The sequence below is a fragment of the Veillonella parvula genome (assembly GCF_040094895.1).
In the GTDB taxonomy this organism is placed as follows: Bacteria; Bacillota; Negativicutes; order Veillonellales; family Veillonellaceae; genus Veillonella; species Veillonella parvula_L.
This window is the reverse complement of sequence record NZ_JBBNGV010000006.1, coordinates 63,809-88,829: the sequence shown is the minus strand read 5'-3', so window position 1 is coordinate 88,829 and position 25,021 is coordinate 63,809. Positions and strand designations below refer to the sequence as shown.

The following is a 25,021-nucleotide window of genomic DNA, read 5'->3' as shown; positions in this document are numbered from 1 at the left end:
TCTTGGTACTTAATACGAGTGATGTTGTTACCGTCTAAGTCTGGATCACCTTTATCAACGGTAATATCCGCATTACGACCGTCTTTACCAGTTAAACCGATATGACCAACACCGTCTTTACCGGACATGGATACAGCATCTTTACCGTCTTTGCCAGTAATGCCTACTTTGCCATCTGTACCATCAACACCGTTAGGACCAGTAATGGATACGCCGTCTTGACCGTTTTTGCCAACTTTTACCTTATCAGTAGTTAAGCTGTCAGTCTTAATGTTTTTCGCCATCTTGATAGTAACATTACCATCTTGGTCGGCTACTGTTTTAATATTTTCGCCGGAATATTTATCGTCAGACTCTTTACCTTCACCTTTGATAGTAACCTTTTGGCCTAAATCACGGTGGAATTCACCTGTATTACCAGCAAAATTCATACCTTTTTTCGTGATTTCATCACCTAGGTTAGTAATCTTATTATCCAAGGATTTGTGAGATTTTTGCAATTGATCTTCTGTAGCAGCGCGACCGCTTGTGATGTTGTTAGGATCCCAATCTTTGTTTTCCAAACCTGTCACATAACCGTCTTTACCATCAACAGATACCTTACCTGCTGCAATCTTACCATCTTTACCGTCAATAGTTACCTTGTCGCCAGCTTTAATGGTACCGTTTTCACCGTCAATTGTTACATTACCGGCTTTAATAGTACCTTTGTTGCCGTCGATGGTAACTTTATCACCAGCTTTGATTGTGCCTGTAGTACCGTCCATCGCGATTTGTTTTGTAGCATCAGAGCCCAATGTCACTTGGTCTTTGAGACTTACTTCATAGTTCTTGGAACCATTCGCATTAGTGCTAGGTGTTACAGTAATATTATTACCTGCCGATACCGTTGTGGATGCAGCTGCTGTAGCTTTATCCAATTGAGATTTATTAACTGCATCGTTAGGATCTGTGCCGTCAGCTACATTCGTAATCTTATTACCGCCATTATTTAAGCCGTCTTTTGTAAGACTCACTGCATTACCACCAGCACGATTGATTGTCATGCCATCACCATTGATAACAGTATTATTGCCGCCGTTTGTAAAAGTAGCAGACGTTAAGCCTTTCAATTCTTTCGCCAAGCGCAATTTCAATGTATCGGAACCGTCGGAAACAACACCGATGTTGTCTTCAGTAGCTAATTTGCTTTCATCGGAGATACCGCCCTTAACATTCACTTGGTTGTTAAGTTTTTTCTTAATCACATTGCCTGTATCGCCGCCGTACATCATACCGTCATTTAGGTTCGCCACTTCTTCGTTCGTGCCGTCCGGTTTTTGATATACAATGCGCGTAGTGGTCGTGCCGGCGGCACCGTCGACGCCCGGCTTGCCGTCACGGGTTACGGAAATATTCGTCGTAACACCGTCTTTACCGTTGATGCCGATCTTGCCGTCCTTGCCGTCTTTACCGGTAGCGGTAATCGTTTCGGTCTTAAGGTCTTTGCCGAGTTTCACATCAATGGTGCTGTCACCGTTCGCATCTTGGGAGATACTTGTAATGATATTGGAATTATCCCCTTTCACGGATACCTTGGACCCCAATTTATTCGTTTTTTCGCCGCCTGTATTGGCATCGAATTTCAAGCCGTCATTGATAACTTTATCTAATTTAGATTTAGAGGCAACATCCTTAATCTTAACTGTTTCTTTACTACCTGCATGGTTTTTATCCTCTACAGTTAAGTCAACATCGCCGTTAGAATCAACTGTATAAGCACCATCTGCAGCAGCTGCATTTTTCACCAAACGGTAATCTGTAGCAGCAGCACCTTGGCTCTTAACAACATCACTAATCTTTTTCAACTGATCTTCTGTAGCAGCACGACCGTTTACAGGATTAGATGTATTTACATCCCAATCTCTATTATCAAGACCAGTTACATAGTTCTTAGTATCAGCGTGTTTACCCATTGTTACACCGCCGGCTTTCACAGTATCTGTAGCCGTCAATGTTTGAACATTAAGATTTTTGTTCAATTTAACGCCGATTGTAGTATCATCGCCAGTTTGCGTAATTTCAGTAGTGATATTGTTATCACCATTGACTGTTACTTTAGAACCAAGTTTATTCGTTTTTTCAGCGTTATTATCAGCGTTAAAACGAAGGCCCTTGTTGATAAGATCAGTTTTAGCATTATTGATATTAGTATTTAATTCGTTTTTAGCATCGTGCAATTGACCGCCGTTTACAGCGTCTTTACTGCCTGCACCTACAGTACCATCAGAAACATTGGTAATTTTTTGATCATTTGCATTGATACCTGTTGGAGATACATATGTTTTACCACCTACAGTCAAACCGCTGTTGTTGATAGTAGTACCACCAGCTGTAACGCTATCTAAACCGCTTAACGTTTTCGCCAATTTCACATTCAATGTGCCATTGCCGTCGGATTCAACACCGATATTACCGTCGGACAATGCGCCTGTAGCACCGCCTTTAACAGTTACAGTATCTCCTAATTTTCTGTTGCTCACAGCACCGGTATCACCGGCAAAGTTCAAGCCTTTATCAAGAGTTGTATTGATCGTAGTAATACTTGATGTATTATTATCTTGTTGCGCCTTAGATGCAATATCTGTCAATGTAACTTGTTTTTTGTCGCCTTTATCATTTGCTACAGTCAATACCATATTTCCATTGCTATCAACCTTATATTTACCCTGACTACCCGCTTCAGGATTTTCTACCAAACGGTAATCTCCCTTTGCTACCTCAGTAAATATATTACTCAAATCAACATTAACTTTGCCCGTATCGTTACGTTCCAGTGTCAACACTTTGCCGTCATTAGAAATACTGCCACTCGTAACATAGTTATTTTTCAATCCGCTTACGTTGGCAGTCAATCCGTTTGTGCCGGTTAAATTTGCGGCACCCTCACCATTTGCTTGATAAGTCACTGAACCGCCAGTCACATACTTATCCTTCGCCGTAATGATACGGTTAATATCGCCAATATTGGCACCATTCGTCGTTACGTCTCCGCCGCTAGCCACATTAACGATTTGTTTGTTTCCTGCATCAATGCCGGTTTTTACAATTTTAGGGCCTCCAGTGATCGTCACACCATCCGTGTTCATCACTGTATCACCAGCAGTCACACTAGTTAGGTCTTTCAGTTCTTTAGCCAATTTCACGTTCAATGTATCTGTGCCATTAGATACCACTCCAATATTGTTATCACTCAATTTGGATGTATCGGCTACGCCACCAACGATATTAGTTTGTGCCCCCAGTCTTTGGGTAAACTTATTATCTGTAGCCCCCGTACCTTTTACATCTCCTGCATAAACTGTGCCCTTATTCACTTCCGTAGTCACTGCATACAGTTGACTGCCGTTAATAGCATCTGTAGATGTAGCGGAAATACGGCCGGCCGCTACATTGGTAACCGTCCGTTCCATACCTGTCTTACCTACGCTAACTGTGGAACCAGGATTTATACCTGCAAAGTTATGTACTATTCCATTAACTGACTCAGAGGCTGTTGCTACCGCTGCAGCAGTTTCAGAACCGGTGCCGAGAGCCACCGCATTTTCATTGGTTGCTTTCGCCCCAGTACCGATAGCGACGCTGTTTTTCGCACTGACCGAAGCATTTTTACCTATAGCTGTACCGTTTTCAGCAGTAGAATTAGATCCAGATCCTATAGCAGTTGCATCTACTGCACTAGCATTCGTCTGTCTGCCAAGTGCCGTTGCCCCTAATTGTTTCGCGTTAGCTAGATAACCGACAGCCACGGACTGTCCAGTAGTAGCTTTTGACCAAGTACCGATAGACACGCTGGCATCATCTTCGGCCACTGCATTTGTCCCCATGGCAATACTCCATCTGCCCTTAGCCTCCGCGCTCCCACCGATTGCATAAGCATAGGTATTAGTAGCTTTTGAATTATTTCCCATCGCTAACGAGGATACCTCAGTAGCATGAGAAAGGCTGCCGATGGCTATAGCATAGGTATTATCCGCTTTTGCACCTGCACCGATAGTGGTAGCATACTCTCCATTAGCTTCGGCTTTTGCCCCAATAGCGGTAGCATTTTTCCCTTGTGCCTTGGCTACACCACCAATGGCTGTCGCGTTTTCCGCAGTAGATTGTGTTCCTCCACCGATAGCGGTTGAATATGAAGCAGAAGAATTACTATGCGCACCTAATGCCAAGGAAACCGGTCCAAGGGCCTGCGCATAACCGCCAATAGCTACATTATTTTGATCTGTGCCACTATTCGTGCCATTTCCCCATGATACCCCTGCACCAGTCCCCGCAGGATTTACTGCATTAGCAGTATTCAGTGGCAATAATGTACCGCCTACTAGTGCCAAAATACATAAAAGTGTACTAACGCATGTTGTGCTTCTTCCATTAATTTTCCCGCGATTATTAGCAATTTCGGACACAACTACATAACAGTTTTTCACCCGATTCCAAATGACTTTATAAATTCGATTCATAACGTTCCTTTCGTACTACATTTTCGTTGCGTAATACCTATCTAACCTTATATAAAACTATAATAAAAATAAGAAGTAATAGATATAAAAATTATCTATACTTCTAATACAAACCAACAATATTCAACATAACAAGTCAAATATTACACTTATTACAGATTGTTATCATATACTCATCTACTCGTATACCATATCAAAAAAAATCTATATTGTAAACAAATTTTTCATGTTTCATTCATTTTTATGGTTTATTTAACAAAATTAATAATTAGGAAATAAAATCTTCATCTTTTCGATACATTTATGCCATTGAATTTACATATTTGCATGTAACAATTTCAATTTATACATAACAAAAGCCGAGGCAATCTATGCCCCGGCTTTTATAGACACCATACATTCTAAATATTATTTAGTTATCAGTGTATTATCACAGAATCTAATGAAACTGTCCCTGATTCAATTACAATATTTAATTAAATTAGCGGTTTATTACTTACACCAGATCTTACTGAATTGTTGGTGCATTAATCGCTTTACGAAGATCCACTGTATGAAGTTCGTCCATTGCAGGAGCTGCTTTTTCATCCACAGTTTTCACGCGATTATTGCCGTCTTTCATAGCTTCGTTCAAGCTGAAGATAACCATTTCGTTCATGTAGAAACGCAATTCGTCATCATGTACATTGGCCGTATTGCGATCCAAGATGTCGATGATTTGTTGCGCATAGTCCAATTTAGCCTCTTCAGATACAGTCGCATGTTCTGTAAAGAACTGTTTGTAATCGTTGTACAAACGATCTAACGCCATGCGCGCATAGCTGTCGTTTTTATAACGATGGCTTACGATGTACCAGCTGCGACGAACGTTCATGTAATACAACACATTGTTACGGTAACGCTCTTGACCAGTCATAACGCGGGAATCATCCATGATGCGCTTGCCCTTTTGGTCCAATTGGAATTGTGTGAAAGCATTCACTACGTCCCGAACTTCTTCGCTAGGTACAGGAACAGCCACTTCTGCTTCAATCACGTTTAATGGTTCAGCTGGCTGTTCCGGCATCATCAATCGATCTTGAGCCGCATCCGCTTGACCTACCGCACACACACAAGCCAGTGCCAATACAGGCATAAATGTTTTGAATTTCATAAATCCTCCTTATGATGAGCCGCCCTAGAAAGGGCGGCTTTCACAATCCTTACATGAGTGGTTAAGAACTCGAATATTCAGATTCGATTATTTTGTAAGACCTGCTTGTTGCATCAACAATGCGATTTGAGCTTTCATTTCTTCATTATCGCGTTGTACTTGATCGTATTTAGCAGTTAACTCTAGATCATGTTGTTTCATACGTTCATTTTCAGCTTTCAATGCAGTCACTTCATCCTGCAATACATACGCGGAGCTGATAGGGCCAGCCTTATAACGTGCAGGAACCGCTTTCTTCGCATCGGAAGTACCGAATTTGTAGGATACGCCCGCATTAATCATGTTGTCATGACCGCCAAGAGATACGCCCATATGGAACATTGTAGATTCATTAGTATAGTGCGCCACGCCTACAGCTGCAGCGGTGCTGCCTTTATAATGGCCTACAGCAGCCAATACTTGAGTTGGTTCCAATGGATCATATTGTAATGGTTTGAGGCCGGAAATAGCCGCACTAGTAGCACCTACATCAGCGATTTTACCATCCACGCTACGCATAGCACTGCTCAATTGATTTACGTTAACCGCATCAGTACCATCTACACCAGGGCCTACATTAGTAATTCTATTACCGCCGTTATTGAGGCCGTCTTTAGTAAGACTTACAGCATTACCTTGAGCAGGTGTAATTGTCATACCACCACCGTTCATAACAGTTGTATTACCAGCAGCATCCGTAGTCGTTACGGACTCAAGACCTTTCAAGTCTTTAGCCAACTTAATGTTATAACCATCACCAGCAGCGTTTTTCACAACACCGATATTATTATCTGCCAAACGGTTCACATCAGCACCACCAGTAAGGTTCATAGTATCTCCCAATCCACGAACCACTTTACCGCTATCGCCAGGTTGGTCACCTTGGAATACACGGCCTGTTCTTGCTTTATTATTGAAGTCGTCATTAACAGCTTTCAATTGATCTTCTGTTGCGGCACGACCAGGAACTGCTACAGGGTTTTCAGGATCCCAAGTTTTGTTATCCAAACCTGTTACGAAGTTACCTTCTTTACCGTCAGAAGTTTGCTTGCCTACAACTACATCGCCGGCTTTCACAGTATTTGCCGTTACAGAACCGTTGTTGCCGTCGATTTTAACTTGATTATCACCTTTACCGGCTGTAATCGTTCCTGCAGAGCCATCCAACTTAACTTCTTTATCGCCATTGCCGGCTGTAACAGTACCTTCGGAACCGTCAATCTTAACTTGTTTTGCTGGATCTTGGCCAAGAGTGATCTTATCGTTCAAGGCCATCTTGATGGCGCCGTTATCAACAGAAGTTTTGATATTACCGTCACCTTTTAGGTCAATTGTTTCGCCAAGAGGTTTCTTCACGGAGTTACCGTCTTCTGCTTTAAGACCGAAGCCTGTGGATTTGATGTCTTCAATAGCTGTATGCAATTGACCGCCGTTTACAGCATCCTTGCTACCAGCGCCAATAGTACCATCAGCCACATTAGTGATCTTCTTATCAGCCGCATCAATACCGTCTTTTGTTACCTTAGGACCGTTTTCGATTGTTAAGCCATCTTTGTTGATAGTAACAACTTTGTTACCACCATCATTGATTTGCAAGCCGTCTTTAGTCAACTTAGTCGCTTCATTAGCGCCGTCCTTGATAGTAACGCCATTTGTATCCATCTTAGTGTCGCCTGTAGTCACAGTGTTAGCTGTTACAGTGTCTACAGTGATGTCTTTTTTCAATTCTACCTTAACAGCGCCGTCGTCTACGGATGTTTTGATATTCGTGTCATCACCTTTAACTTTAACAGTTTCACCAAGAGCTTTTTTCACGGATTGACCGTCTTCTGCTTCTAGACCGAAGCCTTTGGATTTAAGGCTTTCAACAGCATCATGCAATTGGCCACCGTTTACAGCATCTTTGCTATCTTTTGCAACCGTACCGTCTTGAACGTTTGTAATTTTATTACCAGCTGCATCGATGCCGTCTTTCGTCATGGATGGACCGTTGGTAATCTTCACACCGTCTTTTGTAACGGATGTCAATGGATTACCTGCTGCATCTTTAATAGTCATACCTTCGCCGTTTACAACGGTTTTACCATTTGCACCGTTAGCGCCGTTGTTGAAAGTAATGGAGTTCAAGTCTTTAAGATCTTTTGCCAAACGAACATTGAGGATATTATTTTTGCTGATAACACCAATATTGTTTTCAGTCAAATTATCTTCATTTGTTACGCCGCCCTTAATGTCCAATTGTTCATTAAGTTTTTTCTTGATAACGTCGCCGTTGTCACCACCATATGCCATACCGTCATCTTTTGTTGCCACTTGATGTGTCTTACCACTTTCATCAGTGTATTTAATACGAGTGATTTCGTTACCATTGAGGTCCGGATCACCTTTTTCAACAGAAATGTCAGCGCTACGACCGTCTTTACCGTTAAGACCGATGTGACCTACGCCGTTTTTACCAGAAATAGATACGGCTTCTTTGCCGTCCTTACCAGTCACAGCTACCTTGCCGTCTGTACCGTTATCAGGACCTGTAATGGACACGCCGTCCTTACCGTCTTTGCCAACTTTCACGGATTCAGCTTTAAGGTTTTTATTCATCTTCACGTTGATAGTTGTATCACCAGATGTTTGGTCTTGTGTGATGAAAGTTTTAAGGTTTTCGCCGCTGTAATCTCCGTCAGCTGCAGTACCTTCACCTTTAATAGTCACTTTAGAGCCAAGCTTGTTAGTTTTTTCTCCGCCTTGGTTAGCATCGAATTTCAAACCTTTATTAGTCAATGCGTCCGCACTATCTTTGATTTTATCATTCAAGTAGTCCACATTAACCGCTTCGCTGCCATCGTTGCCTGTAGCATATGCTACATTCGTTACGTGAGTCCCACCTTGTTTGTTATTGTATGTAGGGCCTTCGTAAGTTACCTTGGATTTGTCAAGATTGCCAGCAGGGTCCAAATCATACTTAACAGCGCGATCATTCAATTTATCAAGTTTGGATTTAGAAGCAACGTCTTTGATGGTAACGGTTTCTGTTTTATCTGGATGATTCTTATCCTGTACAGTCAACGCTACATCGCCATTCGCATCCACGGTATAGTCACCATTAGAGCCTGCCGCTTGATTTTTGATCAAACGATAATCAGTGGAGTTAGCACTTTGAGCATCCAACGCTTTTTTCAATTGATCTTCTGTTGCGGCACGACCGGATACGATCTTGTCTGCATTCCAATCTTTATTATCAAGGCCTGTTACATAATTGCCTGTTTCGCTGTCGCCAGCTTCGTTATTAACAGTTTGACCACCCATAGTAGCACCGCCTGCTTTCACAGTCTTAGCAGCCGTTACGGAATCAAGATTTTTAAGGTCTTTCGCCAATTGAAGTTCCAATTTGTCAGTGCCATCAGCTTTTACGTTGATGTTGCCGGATGCGCTCTTGAATGCAGCGGATTCAGCTGCAGTTACGCCTTCACCTTGTACTTTCACCAAGGAGTTCAATTTTTGTTTATTCACAGTACCAGAATTGTTACCAGTGAATTGTAAACCGTCCTCCATAGTCGCAACTTGGTGTTCACCGTTACCATCTTTGTAAACGATACGTGTAAGACCGTTTGTACCGTCTACACCTTTTTCACCTTTAACGCCTGTAGCAGGATCATCGTAACCAGGTTTCACGGACAAGTCGATACCATTAGTACCGTTCACGCCGTTCGTTCCAGCAGGGCCTGTCAAGCCGATGTGACCTACGCCGTCCTTACCGGAAATAGAAACTGCTTCTTTACCGTTTTTATCAGTCACAGCTACCTTGCCATCTGTACCGTTCGCTGTGTCAGGACCTGTAATAGATACGCCGTCCTTACCATTTTTGCCAACCTTCACAGATTCAGCTTTAAGGTTTTTGTTCATCTTCACGTCAATAGTCGTATTGCCTGTTGCCGCATCTTGATTGATGAAAGTTTTAAGATTTTCACCGCTATAATCAGCGTCAGCAGCAGTACCTTCACCTTGAATTGTTACGGTGGAGCCTAATTTGTTAGTTTGTACGCCGCCTACATTGGCATCGAATTTAAGACCTGTATTAATCAAGTCATTCTTGGTATTCGTAATTTGATCGCCAAGGTCTTGTTTAACTTGATGTAATTGACCGCCGTTTACAGCATCTTTAGAACCAGCCGCTACGTTACCATCTTTCAAGTTAGTAATTTTTGTACCGTTAGGACCTTCCAATGTTACTGTGTCATGGCCTGTGTTACCGTCATATTTTACGGAACGATCTTTTACATTATCTAGTTCAGTTTTGGACGCAATATCCTTAATCGTTACAGTTTTAACGTCTTTAGATTTTTCGTCTTTTACCTTCAAGTCAACTTGATTGTTTTCAACCTTATAGGAACCGTCTACGGCGTTGTTCGGATTAGCAATTAAGCGATAATCCGTAGAACTTGCATTAGCCGCTTTCAAAGCATCACTAACTGTTTTTAACTGTTCTTCAGTAGCTGCACGGTTTGGTACATATACAGGATCTGCAATATTCCAAGATGTATTATCTAAACCTGTTACAAAGTTACCAGTTTGGTTAGCACCTTTGTTATCTGCTACCGTATGATTACCTACAGTGGCAGTGCCTGCTTTCACAGTGTCGGATGCCGTTACGGATTGCAAGCCAGTCAAGTTTTTCGCCAATTGCAATTGTAATTTTGCATTGCCATCAGCGCCAACAGCCGCAGAAGTAACACCGATATTATTACCTGTCGCAAGATCGGAAGCACTTGTCACGCCACCGTTAATATCCACTTGTTTGTTAAGCTTAACATTGGATGTAGCGCCCATGTCGCCTTTGAATTTAAGGCCGTCGTTCAAAGTTGCCACTTCTTCGTTGGAGCCGTCAGGTTTTTGGTAGGTAATACGAGTTGTAGTCGTGCCAGGAGCACCATCTACACCAGGTTGACCGTCACGAGTAACGGAAATGTTAGTTGTTACACCGTCTTTACCGTTGATGCCGATTTTACCATCCTTACCGTTTGCACCAGTAGCCGTAATTGTCTCTACATTAAGGTTTTTACCAAGTTTCACATCAATTGTGCTGTCGCCGTTAGCATCTTGAGAGATTTCCGTAATGATATTGGAGTTATCCCCTTTAACAGCTACTTTGGAGCCCAATTTATTTGTTTTTTCGCCACCGTTGTTGGCATCGAATTTCAAACCTTTATCAATAAGATCTTGTTTAGTTGTATCAATCTTATTGTTTAAATCATTTTTAGTATTTGTGATTTGGTCACCAAGATCCTGCTTAACTTGATGTAATTGACCGCCGTTTACAGCATCTTTGGAGCCTGCTGCTACGTTACCGTCCTTCAAGTTAGTGATTTTTGTACCGTTAGCACCTTCCAAAGTTACTGTATCTTTGTTAGTTTCACCATCGTATTTCACAGAACGATCTTTTACTTTATCAAGTTCTGTTTTGGACGCAATATCCTTAATTGTCACAGTATTAACTGTACCAGATTTATCGTCCTTCACTTGTAAATCAACTTTATTGTTATCAACTTTATAAGAGCCGTCTGCCGCATTGTTCGGATTAGCGATTAAACGATAATCAGAAGCACTTGCGTTAGCCGCATTAGCCGCTTTTACAGCATCGCTGACAATTTTAAGTTGATCTTCTGTTGCCGCACGTCCGGACACGAAGGCAGGATCAGTTAATGTCCAATTTTTATTGTCCAAACCGGATACAAAGTTACCATTTTGAGTAGCTGACTTATTGTCTGTTACAGCTTGGTTACCCATAGTAGCAGTACCAGCTTTTACAGTTTTTGTAGCAGTTACTGTATTAACATTGATGTCTTGACCCAATGCAACCTTAATTGTTGTATCATCGCCAGTTTGTGTAATTGTAGTATCGATGTTAGTACCATCACCAGCTACTGTTACCTTGGAGCCTAATTTATTTGTTTTTTCGCCGCCATTATCAGCATCAAATTTCAAACCTTTATTAATAAGCTCTGTTTTTGTATCATCAAGCTCTGTTTTAGACGCGATATCCTTAATAGTAACAGTTTTCTTATTCGCAGGATTTTTAGCATCTTGTACAGTTAAGTCAACTTTATTGCCAGATACAGTGTACGCTTTATCAGCAGCACTGCTGTTTTCAACTAATTGATAGTCAGGAGCATCTACGTCAACTTTATATGTTTTATATGTACCGTCAGTACCTTCTGTAATCGTTGTGTTTTTACCAGCAACAACTTTAACTGCTTTTTGAGCTTCATCACGGATAACGGATTTACCGCCGTCCGTAATGTTGGACAAGTCTTTATTTGCCGCATTGTCAATCTTGTTCTTAGTAGCATCAGTCAACGTCACATCGATTGTTTGGTTGTTAACAGATGTCGTAACATAAGAACCGTCGCCTTTTACAGTCAATGTTTGGTTATCCAATAAAACGTCATTTTTGCCAGTGTTGCCAGCTACTTTCAAATTAACATTGCGCAATTGTGCCACGTTAACAGCATCAGTATCAGCTGTACCTGCAGCCACGTTTGTGATCTGACGAGTTTTTGTACCGCCGTCACCTACGGACACCGCCCCCATAGTGGATGTCAACGCAGCACCTGTCAATCCGCTATATCCGTTTGTACGGCTGTCTGCAGTTTTAACATTATAACCTGATTTACCGGCCACAACGGAAGCAACGGAATTCGCACCCAATGCAACGCCGTCATCTACGCTGGATTTAGCTTTATAACCGATAGCAGTGCTGTTCGCATTAGCTGCAGTCGCATCAGCACCGACAGCTGTAGCGAAGTTACCTGCTGCAGAAGTACGTACACCGGCTGCTGTCGCGTTATTGCCTGTAGCACCTGTGTTATCGTAGTTCGCATCGGCAGATGTGCCTTTAGCACTAAAGAAATTCGTTTGCGCCGCTTCAACAGCCTCTTTTACCGTATGGTATGTGCTATTCTTGATATTGAAATCAGGCGCTTTATATGTAGAACCATTCGCTTCATAGCCCGTATAGGTAGGACCTGCGATGGATTTTGCCAAGTTACTGTTTACAAATTTTAATTGTTTAACATTTGTTGCGTCAGTATCGTTTTCACCGCCCGCTACGTTGATGATACGGCGTTCAGAACCTACATTACCCACCGCAACTACACCGTTTGCAACATTGTTATTTTGTTGGTTAGTGAAAGCAGAGAAACCATTAACCAAGGCACCTCTTACTTCCGTACCAGTGCCCAATGCCAAGGAGTTATTGGATTCTGCAACGGCATTTGTACCGATAGCCATGGAGTTAGTACCTGTAACAGTTGCACCAAGACCGATAGCTGTCGTATTAGTATTGTTTGCTTTTGCTTCTTTACCGATTGCAATGGCACCATCTTTAAAGGCATTCGCCGCACCACCAAGTGCAAGCGCATCGGCACCCAAGGATTTTGCATTACCACCCAATGCGATGGAGTTGGATAATTTTGCTTGGGAAGAACTACCCATAGCGATAGCATCAGCACCAGCAGCATTAGAACTACTACCCATAGCAAAACTACTTACACCACTTGCATTTGCACTTTTACCCATCGCTACCGCATTTTGTGCGGATGATTGTGCCGTATTACCGATGGCAAAGGCATTCTCTGCACTAGCATTAGCACTATAACCCATAGCTACCGCATTGGCGCCACCAGTACTGGATGAAGAACCGAATGCCATAGAATCATCTGCACCAACTGCAGTACGAGCTTTCGTACCGAAAGCAAGAGAACGAGCCCCTTCTGTTACGGTATTACCATCGCCATTATATTTAGCACTTGGAGTACCATGTTGTTGACCAGGTAATTTTATAGTTTCTGCCGCACCGATTGCGATGGATTGATCCGCTTTTGCTGTAGCGGAGTAACCCATGGCAAAACTACCATTACCCTTTGCCCAAGATGCAGTACCCAATGCTGTGGAGAACTCACCTTCTGCAGCGGATTGACGCATCATAGCCAAGGAGTTAAATCCGCTCGCCTTTGTAGCTGTACCAAGAGCCATAGCAGATGGTGATAAAGCCTGAGCATAATGACCTAAAGCAAAAGAAATACCACCTGTGGCCTGAGCATAGTTACCGATAGCTAAACCGGAATAATAAGTTGGATTACCAGTTTCCTGAATATTTGTATTTTTACCGATAGCAATGCCAGCAAAACTATTTTCTGTATAGTTACCTCTATCTGTACCATTATACAAATGACTATTATCAAATGGTGTCAGGTTCCCAGGGTTTTGATAATTATATAAATAACTACCTTCACTATAAACTACATTACCAGTAGCATAACCAGCGCCATTTACATCATTAATCGTCATAGCAGTATATGTAGCAGCATTAACTGTAGTAATATTACCACCCATTAATAATGCAGCCACCGCCATAATCGCACTCATGCGTGCCCAGGTTGTACCGTTTTGTACGGATTTCACCTTACCGCCACCTGTTTTTACAATTTCAGATACTACAACGTAGCATTTTTTTGTCTTACTCCAAATAACATTATAAATTCGATTCATGATTATCCTTTCTTACCGAAAACTCAGTAAAACACACCACTTGTGTTGCATAATATTGCAAAGATAATAAAAAGAAGAAGTATAAAGATTAATTATCATCTACACTTCTTACACCAAATATTAGTATTCCAAATTACGATCTGAATACTATAATTATTCATGATTCTTCATCATATACTCATCCACGGCAATACAATATCAAAAAATTTCTATCTTGTAAACAACTTTTTTCATCTTTTCTTCATTTTTTTCGTTTATTTATTTCTAATTTAATACTTTTTAATTTTAAGAAATAGAGTCTTCATCTTTCCTATCATTTATTGCGATAAATCCACATATCGAGATATAACGATTGTTGTAATTGCGTAATCAATTTCATATTTTTAGACGTTTCAATTTAACGCTTTCATAAATAAGATAATTTTATATACAAAAGAATTACCATCTACATATACACAAAAAAGCCGAGGCCCTAGAGCCTCGACTTTCACAATATAAATCATATATATAAATATTCTATTTTTTATTGACCCTTACACGTTCAATAGTTGGTTGTCCTTCATGATTCTTGGCGATTGTATCCACACGGAATAACGCCATTTCAGGACCAAATTCAGATACGAGTCGATCATCGACAGCAACACCGTTTTGAATAGCTCGGTACACAATTTGAGCAAATTCATAACGGGTCAACATACGGTCTCCTCCGAATGTACCATCAGGATAGCCTTCCACAAGACCCCGTCGAGATAGATCACTAACCGCCGCATATGCCCAGTGATTATTCGGCACATCAGGGAATAATGTGCTGCGGTCTGCTTTCATATTTGTTCCAGCCAAGCCATTCAAAAGAGCTGTCAACTTTTGAATCTGCGCATTTTGTACCGCTACAGTTTTCTTAAGTTCCAAAACTTCCTTACCGATGGCCACACGAGAACGAGATACATTACTGTGAGCACCAACTTTCACAGACATACCGGCATTCACAACGGTTTCACCATTACCAACAGTAGATCCTACACTAAATTGCAAGTCCTCATTCGGTCTGTAGAAAGCCCCCAATGCAGCGGCATTACCATCATGATAGTGGCCATAACCAGCAGCAAAGTCCCATTTTGCATCAGGATCGAAATCCAATGGATGTAAGGCGGCAAGTGCGGCCGCTCCGGCCACAGATTTGTTAACCTTTTTATCGAGACGAGCTACATTCCGCCCCATATTGGTTACGTCCTGCTTGATATTAGTAATGTCGCCTTGAATATTGGTTACATTCTTTTTAATATTGGTTACATCACCTTGTATATTGTTAATATTTGTTGTGTTATTTGTAATCTGGTTCGTTATATCGTCAGATAGGCTTACCTTATAATCCTTAGTAGTTCCGTTCGTCGTAGTTGTCACATTAATATGCTTACCTGCACTGACGGTAGTGGAGCCGTTCGCATTCACTTGATTTTGCAACTTTTTGAGCTGTGCCACATTCACCGCATCCGTATCCTTTGTGCCGGCTGCTACGGATGTAATCTGACGCGTAATATTGTTATCCGCATCACCGACAGATATGGCCGATTTAGTCGCCTTCCACGTAGAATCTGTATTCGTAGACTGTGCCTTTGTACTCGGATCATACCCAACGGCGCCAGCCACTACAGTAGACTTCGATTCACTGCCCAATGCAACGCCACCCTCTACGGTTACATTCGTATTATGTCCGACAGCGACCGCATTATTAACAGATGTCGTAGTCTTGCTGTCTGTGGAACCAATGAGAACTGCATGATTCGCATCTTTCACCTCACGATTATCCCCCATTACAAGACTATTCTTAGAATTAGTCACCGTATTTTCAGACCCTATTACGGTCGTATTAAACACCTTATCCGCCGTATTGTGAAAGCCCGTCAACATGGTATTCGTACTTTCATTGCCTTTAGAGCCAGTCAATGTATTATTGACACCCATAAGTGCGGAGCGAAGTGTATAATCCGCCTTATTACCGCTACCAAATGCCATAGTAGAACCGCCACCATTAGAATTTTTGACAGCAGAACGTAATTTCTCAGCTAGTTCTTTAGCGGAATTACCTCCCGAACTTGGCGCTGAAATATCGGCTACAGAATTCGTTATTTCATTCCCAGCACCAAAAACGAGAGATCCATTGGAGTTAAAGGTTCGATTGGCAGTGCCTACGATACTATTTGCAACCCCAGAGTATTGAGAGCTAGCACTTGCCGATTCAATACTATTTAAAGACCCTGTAATAGTAGCACCAAAATTCTTAGTGGCATCAGCGGTAGTGGTAGGATAACCTGAAGAGGCAATCGAATAAGCCCCTACAATAGAAGAAAACAAACCATTAGAATAACTATTCGCTCCTATAGTTGTGGAAAATAAATGTCCATTATTATTTTTGGTATTAGAACTATCTACATCCACATCACCTAATTTTCCTTTATAATTATGGGTCCCCAACATAATACTGCCAGAACGAGCATAGGTGTTTTGACCAATAGCCATTCCGGTTACCATCTTTTCAGGATTTTTTGGGAGCCCGAAAGGTATACCAAAAAGATTTTTGTATCCAGCCTGATTAAAATCAAACGCTCTTTCCATTCCGCCTACCATATTTTCGACGAATGAATTCGCACCTATGGCAATGCCGCCACCTTGATCAATATAATTATTAATATGTGCCTTTCCACCAATTACAATATCACCTGTGGACGGCTGTCCGACACCACCCGAATACTCTATAGTAGCCCCTTTACCAATGGCTACGTTTTCCGCCTTTGGTGCATTGCTACCCGTACCGATGGCTACACCGTTACCGCTACCCGGTGCCACATCCACCGCTCCGGCCACATATAGGCTCGATAACAACACACCATTAATCAACACCGATAATATAAGTTTACGCTTGCTCATTTTATCCTCTCCAATCCCTAATGAATTCCACGTGTAACTTATTCTTCATTATATTTTCATGAATATTGTGCCACTCTTTTTCTATTTTGTAAACAAAATAAATTTTTATGAATTAATGTATAAAAAAAGGAACTGTCTTTTCATATCAGATGACAATCATCTGATATGATAAAACAGCTCCCTATGTTGCTTTTATCTAAAAAATAAATATGGATTCTTATGCTACTTTTATCAAAATAATAAATATATATATATCAATCTATCAATCAACGTGCACCGTATGTTGGCGGCGCACATTTTCTAGCATATTCGCACGAACCGATGCTTTTGCATCCGATCGATGGTTACCACCAAACCATGCCGTATCAACCCCGGCTAGACGGAACATGATTTTTCCGTACGGACTGCCATGCTCATGCTCGGGCTTATTATAGCCCATGTCCACGGAAATCCTCGGCGTGAGCTGCAACTCCGTACCGATACGCAAGCCATGCTTATCCTCACTACGCCGCAACTGCCAACGATAGGCTTCCATGTACACGCGCGCCCAACGGGCATTCTTAAAGCTAGTCCCATATTCCGCAGTATATCCGTTAGACACGCTCTCCAAGCGTGTCGCACCGTCAAGGGAACGCTCGCTGGACACACCGCGATACCAGTTCATGCGAAATGCACCGATACCCGATACATACTCCAGCCCGACACTCATGCGACTGTGATTACCTCTGAACCGATGGTCATAAAACAGATTACCACCGTAATAATGGTCATCGTTCGCTGCGATTCGGCGATAGCCGATACCCACATTCGCCGTCGTTCCTGTATCCGCTGCATTCGCCAACCTCTCCTGTGTAAACCACACATGACGAGATGTCTCATCATAGTAACCTAGTGGTTGCAATGTTTCCACACCGTACAAGGGCTTCCAGTTTTTCTGAAAGCGCAATGACACGACGGTTCTCTGCATCCACGGTTTTGCCTTCGATCCGTGCATTGCGGAATGAACACCAGTCATAACCACCGCCTGCAACGCAGAGTTGACTGCATCCGTATCGGAATAACGAGTCGTCTTTTTATCTGTGGAGTCCGGCATCTCCAATCCGCCCTGACCGATGACATGATCTGGAGTATGAGACGAATTAACATGGAATGTATCTGAGTCGTCAGATAAGGCGACCGTACTTTCACTATGAACTTGTTTTACCCTAGTCCCCTGTATAGGCTGCTCTGCTTTACTTACCTGCTCCCCCGATACAGGCATGACAAACATATAAAGGGCACTCATCAACACGATTATATATTTCATTACACACTCTTACGTACAAACACACTTTTCATTACGCACATAATTATTTATTTAATTATGTACTTAATACGTCATTACACACGCCGATGACTCATGATTTTATCATGAACAAAACATGAAATTATTTCTATTTTATATAAATATATAGAGGATTGTCAATGCAAATACAATACAATATGCTACATTCATACAAAATATCCATACAATATAATCGTTACAATCCATAATATTATTTTATATACATAAGTAAATTTCATTTTATTTATATATAAGCTCTTCTTAAATATTTATAATAAGTGTATAATCAAAATATATAAACAACGTTTAATGAATTCTTAAAAGGAGAATTACAATGAAGAACAAATTATTACCAATGGGTATTATAGCTTTAATCATCGCCGTAGTCATCTTGCTGATCATTCCAGATCCATCAGCGAACAACGTAGAAATCGCAAGACATGCGACCAGTGCACAACAAGCGGCACAGGCCATTTCCAAAAATAACCAGACATCCATTCTTATCCACACCATCGGTATGTTCTGTCTCGGCCTCGGCATTGCATCGACCGTAGGCGGTATTATCGTGAAATTTATCAAGAAAGATAACTAAAATCTCATACAGAACCTAAAAGGGGCTGTAATTGAAATGCAGTTATATCGCATTCAATTACAGCCTTTTCTGTCTATTCTTCCAATGACTACTTTCACACAAACACACTAAAACCAAAACACAAAAAGCTGTACACACATAGTCGATTTTTGAACTACCTTTGATGTTACATTGGTTTTGACATCAAATCCGTTCAATCTAATCTATGTATATACAGCTTTTATGATTATTTATATGTAGTTATTATAATAATGTATTTCATCTCAATTTGACGATATATATTTTTATCCCTATAATATAGGTAGATAGCCAAGCGAGTGGTTCCGTTAGGCTCATCTCAGAACTATAAATAATTGATGAAATGGCCTTTCAGTTATCCAGTTACTGGTAACGAAGGGCTATTTGTCTTTTCCAAGACAAATAAGAGCCACAAGTGCTCCAAAGGCAATAACTACAGTTATTACCTCTAGAATTAGCATGATTAACTCATAATCACTCATAGACACCCCTCCCTTCATTAACAAAGAGAGGCCCAACCTCGTTAACTATCCTAATCCTATTATAAGTCGAACTAATGCTCGATACAATAAGAAACGTTTTAAAGAAATATATGAATGAATCAATAGACGACTTTACCTGTCATGCAATTATCGATGTACTAAAATCGCTCCTATCTATTAATAATTCGCTTAAAATTTATGTGTAAATCCTGCATTTACAGACCAACCGGCCTTATAATCACCAGATAGACCTGTACTAATATCAGCAAAGATGCTGTTATTTGCATTAAAACCATAGCGACCACCAAAGGCTAAATCTGTCCAAGTGCCTTTAATGTCCTCGGAAGTGTATTTAGTAGTAGCACCACTTGTATACGTAGTTTTTACTGTACCGGAGAATGCATGGTTAACACCAAGACGAGTATATAGATTACCTGCGCCGAAATGTTTACCGATTTCAAGGCCAAGACCGCCTACTGTACTGCTCACACCAGACTGATCTACATGCATACTGCCAGCATTGAAGCTATCACCACCAAAGTGAGTATAGCTCAATTGTGCTTGTGGCTCGATATATGTACCATTTGAAAGTTTCACGGTTTTACCATAGCGTGCACCAATTGTATACGCATTAGTTTTAGTCTCACCAGAAAGTTTTTCACCAATCTCATTACGAACAGTGAAATCGTTAGATGTACGACCTACTTGGGACTCAATATGGATATATTGGTTGTTACCAAGATCTTTCAAACCATACGTACCGACAGCGAAAGCTTTTTCCTTACCAGAGCCGTTGAAAATGTAATCATCGTTACCACGAAGATAGGAAACTTGACCACCTATAGTCCATCCGCTGCCAGTTTTAGCATCGTAACCACCTTGAATACGTGTATAAGTTGTATCTGTGTCGACACCGTTTCCATTAAAGCTGTATTTACCGCCACCAACACGAGCCCAAATACCTGTCGGTTCCCCTTGTTGTAATACGCGTGAACGATACATATTATCTGTCAACGTTCTCCAACCATTAATATTACTCATGATAGCGGAACGAGTGCCACGCATATGTGGCGTATCAAAAGCTCCCATATTGACGTGCATCTGAGGATTCTGCTCGAGAGCTGGTGCTTGTTTTTCCTCAGCTTTTGGAGTTGCTTGCGGTGCTGGTTTCACCTCCGGTTTAGGCGCTGGCGCTGGTTTTACCTCAGGCTTTGGAGTCGGTTGCGGTGTTGGTTTCACTTCCGGCTTAGGTGTTGGAACCGGAGCCGGTTTTACCTCAGGCTTTGGAGTCGGTTGCGGTGCTGGTTTCACTTCCGGCTTAGGTGTTGGAACCGGAGCCGGTTTTACCTCAGGCTTCGGAGTCGGTTGCGGTGCTGGTTTCACTTCCGGTTTAGGCGTTGGCGCCGGAGCCGGTTTTACCTCACCATACTCATATTTACCTTGACCATTTTTATCAGCCTGCCACGTGATAGCACCTTCCTTAGCATGACCTTCGGTTAATACTTTAAAGCGTGCAGATTCAGCACCTGTAGAGGCAATAGCAACTGTACCTTGAAGGTTTCTTTCACCATTTACATAATTGTGATAGTACACCTTATGTGCCAAGTTATCTAAAACTTTATTTACATTGTCCTCAGTAGACAAGTCTAATCCCTTACGACTCGTATACATATGAGCACCGGAATTAGGTGCCGCACTTGTAATATGGATATCACCACCCCAGAAGGATTCTGGAGTCAATCCATTTACAAGATTTTTACGTTCTTTGTAATCTGGATCTTCTTTGTCATCATACTCACCATTTGGATCATAAATAAAGTTTACATGACCTTCTAACTTATCAATGTGAATTTCATTATGCTCACTTTGAGTTACTATGGATTCAAAATTACGATTTTTTGAACCTACCAAACGATGTACATGGCTTGGAGTTGTCATTGTGCTATATCTAGTGCCATTTAAACCACCTTGATACATATGGTCCCAATAACCACGATCACCAAGAAATACATTGATATGGTTTGGCTGTTTTGCATTCTTATCTGCTAAGTTGAGAGCAAAGCCAGTCCATAGTACTTCATCACTATCTACACCGATATTAATTTCAGATGGATGTGTATCGCTACCATCGATACGCACATCGCCTTCAATGGACATATCATGGCCAGTAAAATTACCCTTATTACCATCTACGCCGAGATTTACAGTACCGCCTTTAGCAATAACAAGTGGATTACTGCCACGACCAACTTGAAGATCGCCATTTTTAATATTCACAGTACTTCCATTTTGACTAGTAATGATAGTCTTTCGTCCATCCATTAGTCTACCAGATACATAATCTGCATTAATAGTACTCTTATTATCTGCATCAATACCATACAGTGTCCCTTGTACCTTTCCCAAGTCTAAGGTCTCACCCTTAACGGCACTAATAACAGTATCTTCTGCCATTACATTAGGCATTACAGAGCTAGCAATCGTCAGGGCAATCGCTAATGATAAGTTTGCTTTACACACACGTTTCATAAGAACCCTCTCTCATTCATACTATAAATTACCATTAAATCTTTTTAATTATAATTTATAGGGGCTATTATTGTAAACATAAGAAAACTGTTTCATCATCAAAAAAATAATAAATAACAAAAGAAAAAGGCGGAACCTAAGTGCTGCCCATAATTATAAAAAATCTATTGAAAGCTATATTATCGTTCATTCGAATTTGACGATATATATTTTTATCCCTATAATATAAGTAGATAGCCAAGCGAGTAGAACCGTCGGGCTCATCTCAAAAGAATAAAGAATATGATGAAATGGCCTTTCAGTTATCCAGTTATTGGTAACGAAGGGCTATTTGTCTTTTCCCAAAGCAAAAGAGGAGGCAGAGATTATGTAACATGTCCTCCATTACTAGATGTTCAGTAATGGAGGACATATCAATAATTCCTGCCTTTTTTGTTTATCTACGAGCCACGCGCATGGCTGCCATCATGCCTGGCGACTTCCAGACGGATTGGCCATTATCGGATACGAGTTTATTATTATCGTAAAACACGTCTGCATTGTAATAGTTGTCATCACTAGATGTCACTTTGTAGCTAAGACCTGCCGTTGTGTACACCGTAAAGTTGAGTATATCCCCCACTCGCTTTACAGAGTCTTGATCTACATACCAGTTATTACCGAGATATGTCGTAGCATACACATCTTGACGAGCTTCTACATCGTTTGTGCTAATGCCAATTAATACAAGCAATGCCGCTAACATATATAAGAATTTACGCATTATAATTACCTCCCGTTTTATGGTAAGAATACTTATATATTATACCAAAAAACACCGATAATCGCATTATAATGGCAGTACTTTCTCAACCCTTGACTGAATTCGCTCGAGGCTCGGCGTGATTGCTTTCATCACAGGTTTTTCTATGAAAGCTAACCGCACATAGTCTACAATCATACCGATAACAAAAATAAGCACCACTACAAGAATTGCATACAGAGGTAATAGTATTGAATCATAGTACTGATACGTTGCCAATACATTATCCCACATGTAATGAAGGAATAGCTTATTATCATGCAATAGGTATATGCCAAAGGTAGTAGATGCTACCGCATTGATCCAAGGGTGATAAGTGATCTTTGCTTTCAAAAAAATAATAAATAAGCCAATACCTAATAGCAATTGAAAGAAACCATAATCATTTTGTGTAAAGTAGAAAATCTGTTTCATATACGCTGGATCCGTCATGGCTAGTACATCGACGAGGATATCCCCTAGAAAGGCTCCTACAAAGCCTATGGCAGTAAAAATAATACCTATTTTCTTTGTTATATGTGAGCCGTACAGTTTGATATACGCCCCTAGCGAATAGAATACGATAAATGAAAAGATATGTTTAAATCCAAAGGTGGTATGCGGTACATTAGGCCACAAATTCAACACCGTCGGCATTAAGAACCAAATTACCGTGGAAACCACTAGGAGTATAATGTAGTATGTATGCTGCAGCCAATGAAGTACTCGATTAATAACAGGCGTTAATAAATAGAGTACTAAAAAGTTCTGGGCGAACCAACTCATGGCACCAATGGGCAATAAAGCGAGCATCATATTCCTTGACGTCACCGTATCGAGTCCTAAACCCATAGCCACGCCGAACATAGCAATGCTATAAAACCATATTTGCCCTACTAACTTCACAAACTTGTGCAGCTTAAAACTACTAGAAACCATAAAATAGCCTGTTATCATAACAAAGGCAACTACACCAGCCTTGCCTCCAAGTCCAAATACTTGGAGAAACACCTTATTAAACGTTAAATCTGGTGTAAAGGGGAAACAACCGTGCACGCTAAAATGATGCATAATAATTAGTATCATCGAAATGATACGCAACAATTCAATATTGCTCGCTCTCATTCTCTATACCTCATATTCTTCCTCTCAAACTATATGAATACTACGCCAACTGGTAACTACCAAGATGACTTGTATACATCATAAAATACATGAAATATATGAGAATGTTGTGACAAATTTTACACATAAAAAAGACAGCTGATATAATCAACTGTCTTTTTGTTAAGCTATACTTATTACGATAATAATTAATGTACAAAAAATTAGCATTTTGTACATCAATCTACTATTTAGAAAAATGATGTTCAAAAATCCTTCTTTTTGAACATTAATTTACTAAGATTCGTTAGTTATTAATTCAATAAACATCCTCTTTAAACAAGTGAATGCCTATTTAGATTATACTTATACTACATACATATTAGAAATGTCATCTAATCAACTAATAGTTTTTGGCAATCGTATTTTTATTTTCCTACTACTTATAAGCTCCTCTATTATTAATTTCTTGATAACAGCACATTTTTTTATCGTATCAAAAATTGTAGCAAACATAATACTTGTACATATACAACTTAATATGAGAAAGAATAAGTCCATAAGAATAGAGTGTTCAAAATGGCTCCAATAAGCTAATCCTATTATTCCAACAAATAAAATGCCATAAAATCCAATAGATTTGAACTTAGAAATACTCAAAAGCATAGTTGAAACAAAGCCTACCATACTACAACCTAACAGTACTATTATAGTAATTATTATAAATTGACTATAAGCAAAAATAATACTTTCACTAGCACCTTCCTTCAAAACTTCTATTGCCAAATTTGATCCTATACTTACTATAAGGGCCAAAATAGCACCTAAAGAAATAGTTCCCCATATAAACATGTATCGACTCTCAAAATCACTTATTAATAATTCATGTATAATTCGTAACTCTGAGTTAGATTTATTCATTAATTTATGTTTTATATATGAACGATACTGTGTATATAAATCAGTTGTCATGGAGTACCAAATAAATGTTAAGAATTGAACTACTCTACTCATAAGCCTACCATTTTTAC

The 25,021-nt window shown here is 40.5% G+C and carries 10 protein-coding genes; 1 reads left to right on the top strand and 9 read right to left on the bottom strand.

Annotation, left to right across the window (positions count from 1 at the left end; all coding sequences use genetic code 11):
• From AAAT26_RS09375 to AAAT26_RS09355, 5 genes are all read right to left on the bottom strand, one after another.
• On the bottom strand, nt 1-4,499 hold a 4,499-nt coding region (locus tag AAAT26_RS09375; RefSeq protein ID WP_349209139.1), incomplete at its 3' end, for an ESPR-type extended signal peptide-containing protein.
• A gap of 508 nt (nt 4,500-5,007) precedes the next feature.
• Nucleotides 5,008-5,652 carry a hypothetical protein gene (locus tag AAAT26_RS09370; RefSeq protein WP_325306275.1) on the bottom strand — a complete coding sequence of 215 codons (645 nt, stop codon included), beginning with the start codon at nt 5,650-5,652 and terminating at the stop codon, nt 5,008-5,010.
• An 87-nt stretch (nt 5,653-5,739) separates the two neighbouring features.
• Complete coding sequence (locus AAAT26_RS09365) at nt 5,740-14,235, bottom strand: YadA-like family protein (protein WP_349209138.1); 8,496 nt, start codon at nt 14,233-14,235, stop codon at nt 5,740-5,742.
• A 516-nt stretch (nt 14,236-14,751) separates the two neighbouring features.
• Complete coding sequence (locus AAAT26_RS09360; protein WP_349209137.1) at nt 14,752-17,160, bottom strand: S-layer homology domain-containing protein; 2,409 nt, start codon at nt 17,158-17,160, stop codon at nt 14,752-14,754.
• A gap of 262 nt (nt 17,161-17,422) precedes the next feature.
• Complete coding sequence (locus AAAT26_RS09355; RefSeq protein ID WP_038125593.1) at nt 17,423-18,466, bottom strand: inverse autotransporter beta domain-containing protein; 1,044 nt, start codon at nt 18,464-18,466, stop codon at nt 17,423-17,425.
• Nucleotides 18,467-18,818: 352 nt separating this feature from the next.
• Here AAAT26_RS09355 and AAAT26_RS09350 point away from each other — a divergent pair, with 352 nt between their 5' ends.
• Nucleotides 18,819-19,076, top strand: a complete 258-nt coding sequence (locus AAAT26_RS09350; RefSeq protein ID WP_012863649.1) for a hypothetical protein — start codon at nt 18,819-18,821, stop codon at nt 19,074-19,076.
• 689 nt (nt 19,077-19,765) lie between these two features.
• Here the strand turns inward: AAAT26_RS09350 and AAAT26_RS09345 are convergent.
• The 4 genes from AAAT26_RS09345 to AAAT26_RS09330 all read right to left on the bottom strand — a co-directional run bounded on the left by AAAT26_RS09345 (nt 19,766) and on the right by AAAT26_RS09330 (nt 25,004).
• The gene (locus tag AAAT26_RS09345; protein WP_349209136.1) at nt 19,766-22,105 is read right to left on the bottom strand and encodes an autotransporter domain-containing protein; all 2,340 of its coding nucleotides are present in this window, start codon (nt 22,103-22,105) and stop codon (nt 19,766-19,768) included.
• Nucleotides 22,106-22,541: 436 nt separating this feature from the next.
• The gene (locus AAAT26_RS09340; RefSeq protein ID WP_119563086.1) at nt 22,542-22,868 is read right to left on the bottom strand and encodes a Tat pathway signal protein; all 327 of its coding nucleotides are present in this window, start codon (nt 22,866-22,868) and stop codon (nt 22,542-22,544) included.
• 66 nt (nt 22,869-22,934) lie between these two features.
• Entirely contained in the window at nt 22,935-24,011 is a 1,077-nt protein-coding gene (locus AAAT26_RS09335) for an acyltransferase (protein WP_349209135.1), read from the bottom strand.
• 378 nt (nt 24,012-24,389) lie between these two features.
• The gene (locus tag AAAT26_RS09330; protein ID WP_349209134.1) at nt 24,390-25,004 is read right to left on the bottom strand and encodes a hypothetical protein; all 615 of its coding nucleotides are present in this window, start codon (nt 25,002-25,004) and stop codon (nt 24,390-24,392) included.
• Nucleotides 25,005-25,021 lie beyond the last annotated feature (17 nt).